Here is a 2,364-nt window from a genome sequence, read left to right as displayed (position 1 = left end):
CCGCCCCGCGGGCGCGCCCCCCGCCCCCGCCCCCCCCCCCGCGCCCGCCCAAACTCCCCCCCCGAGGCTGGGGGCGACCCCCCCCCGCCCCCCCCCCCACCCACGTCAGCTGTTCTTGAGAGAGCCCCAGCTGGTTACTGATGGAGCCTCAGGCGTTCTTGATCGCCGAGACCTCGAGCTCCAGCGTGATCTTGTCGCTGACCAGCACGCCGCCGCCCTCGAGCGCCGCGTTCCAGCTGACACCGAAGTCCTTGCGGTTGATCACGACCGAGCCCTCGATGCCGAGCCGCTGGTTGCCGAACGGGTCGGTCGCGGTGCCGGTGTACTCGAACTCGACATCGACCGGCTTGGTGACGCCGCGGATGGTCAGGTCGCCGGACACCACGAACTCGGCGTCGCCGCTCTGCTTGATCGCGGTCGACACGAAGGTGATCTCCGGGTGCTCGTCCATCGCGAGGAAGTCGTTGCTGCGCAGGTGCTCGTCGCGCTGGCCGTTGCGGGTGTTAATGCTCTTGGCCTGGATCGTCACCTTCCCCGACGAGTTCGCCGGGTTCTCGCCGTCGATGTGGAACGAGCCCTCGAACTCGTCGAACGCGCCACGGACCTTGGTCACCATCGCGTGCCGGGCACTGAAGCCGATCCGGGTGTGAGAGGCGTCGAGGGTGTAGTCACCGCTCAGGGCGGCGTACTCGTTGGACATCGCGGATCCTTCCGAAAGACTAGTTGAACTTTGCACAGTAAAGAGTTCACCCTTCTCGCTCAGAAGTCCACCCCCTACTCGGCGTGTCCGGCCCCTGGACCCTGTGTCGACGGACAATGGACCGGGCGTGACCGGTATCCGGTGTCAGGAGAGGTGTGGAGTGCAGCGGAAGGTGTTCTGCAAGTCGGGACCGAGCGACGTCTACCGGGCCGTCAGTACCTGGCACGGCCGCGAGCGTTTCTGGGCCACCGCGGCGCCGGAGACCGACGGCGTGATCTCGTTCCGGCTCGGCGACGGCCGCACCGACCAGAGCTGGATCGAGCGGGCCATCCAGGACGAGCTCTACCAACTGCGGTACTTCGGCCGAACGCTGACGTTCAGGCTCGCCCCCGGCGCCGCGGGCGGCACCGACCTGACCCTCAGCTCGGACGACCCCGCCGACTGCCCCGAGGTCGTCTCGCTGCTGCTCCGCCTCAAGGCCTCGGTCGACTTCGGCGTCGACCTGCGCCACCACGACGAGCACCGGACGACCGGGTACGCCGACAGCTGACCGTTGGCCCTTGGCCGTCTGCTAGCCGTTGCCCGCAGCAACGGAGTTAACGGGTTGCGCCGCGGCGCCGCAGCCGGTCTGATGGGTGGTCGAAGATCGGAGGGACCGTCGTGGAACCGCTCAGCGCCGAGGACATCAGGCGCTCGTTCGTCAACTCGTCCAAGAGCCAGGTCAAGGCGCTGGCGCTGCCGGGCCGCTTCCCCGAACTGCCCTGGGAGTCGCTCGACTTCCTCGGCTGGCGCGACGCCAAGGCTCCGAACCGCGGCTACCTGGTGGTACGCCGCGACACCGGCGTGACCGGGATCGCGGTCAGCACCCAGACCTCGGGCGCCGCCCGCCGGTTCGCGGGGCTGTGCGACCTGTGCAACACCGCCCACCACGTCAGCGACGTCGCCCTGTTCGCCGCCCGCCGGGCGGGTTCGGCCGGCCGCAACGGGAACACGGTCGGGATGTACATCTGCGCCGATCTGGCGTGCTCGCTGTACATCCGCGGGCTGAAGGAACTCGACGTACCGCAGGGCGAGACCGCCACCCCGGAGGTCCGCGCGGAACGCCTCGCGACCCGCCTGGAAAGTTTCGTGCAGCGAGTCCTGGCGTGACCTCCCGGGACGCGCCCTAGGCTATGTCCCCTGAGCCGGAACCTCGGCTCCGCACAACCGGCCCGCGGGGGACAAGGAGAGCGAGTCGCGATGACCGAGTTCCGCATCACGCACGAGATCCACCAGGCCCACCCGGACATCCGCGAACGACTCACCGCCACCACCATCGAGGCGATCAACGAGTCCAGCGCCCGGTCCGCCGAGGACGCCGCCCGCGTCCTGCGCCACAAACTCGCCGAGATCGGCGTCCAGATGAGCGACCCCGCCTGCCTCGCCGCCATCGAACGCATCCGCTCCGGCAAACAACTCCGCTTCGAAATAGAACCCCTCCCCGAAGACGACTGACCCTCCCCCGGGTTGCCCCCCGCGTTGGGGGGGGGGGGGGGGCCGGCGTGGGGGTGGGGGGACCCACCCCCCCCCGGGGGGCCGCCCCTCCACCTTCGGCGGGGGGGGCGCGGCCCACGTCGTGGTCCACCCCATCGCCCTGGCCACCCGGGAACTCGACGCCCTCGAGG

General features: G+C 70.0%; 4 protein-coding genes. 3 read left to right on the top strand and 1 reads right to left on the bottom strand.

Annotated features, from left to right (window positions below; all coding sequences use genetic code 11):
* Window positions 1-148 precede the first annotated feature (148 nt).
* Window positions 149-700, bottom strand: a complete 552-nt coding sequence (locus ACWGID_RS08210) for a YceI family protein (RefSeq protein ID WP_452195669.1) — start codon at window positions 698-700, stop codon at window positions 149-151.
* A gap of 160 nt (window positions 701-860) precedes the next feature.
* Here ACWGID_RS08210 and ACWGID_RS08205 point away from each other — a divergent pair, with 160 nt between their 5' ends.
* The 3 genes from ACWGID_RS08205 (at window position 861) to ACWGID_RS08195 (ending at window position 2,194) form a co-directional block, all read left to right on the top strand.
* On the top strand, window positions 861-1,250 hold the full coding sequence (locus ACWGID_RS08205; RefSeq protein ID WP_452195668.1) for a hypothetical protein: 390 nt from the start codon (window positions 861-863) through the stop codon (window positions 1,248-1,250).
* Between the two features lie 110 nt (window positions 1,251-1,360).
* Window positions 1,361-1,849: an FBP domain-containing protein gene (locus tag ACWGID_RS08200; RefSeq protein WP_452195666.1), complete on the top strand. Its 489-nt coding sequence runs from the start codon at window positions 1,361-1,363 to the stop codon at window positions 1,847-1,849.
* Between the two features lie 90 nt (window positions 1,850-1,939).
* A complete protein-coding gene (locus ACWGID_RS08195; protein ID WP_452195664.1) occupies window positions 1,940-2,194 on the top strand; it encodes a hypothetical protein in 255 nt (84 codons plus the stop codon).
* Window positions 2,195-2,364 lie beyond the last annotated feature (170 nt).

The organism is Kribbella sp. NPDC054772, assembly GCF_053611945.1.
This window is presented reverse-complemented; position numbering and strand designations above follow the sequence as displayed.

Excerpts from the sequence above, each read along its gene's own strand:
- ACWGID_RS08210 (WP_452195669.1), bottom strand. The coding sequence starts at position 700 with ATGTCCAACGAGTACGCCGCCCTGAGCGGTGACTACACCCTCGACGCC.
- ACWGID_RS08195 (WP_452195664.1), top strand. The coding sequence starts at position 1,940 with ATGACCGAGTTCCGCATCACGCACGAGATCCACCAGGCCCACCCGGAC.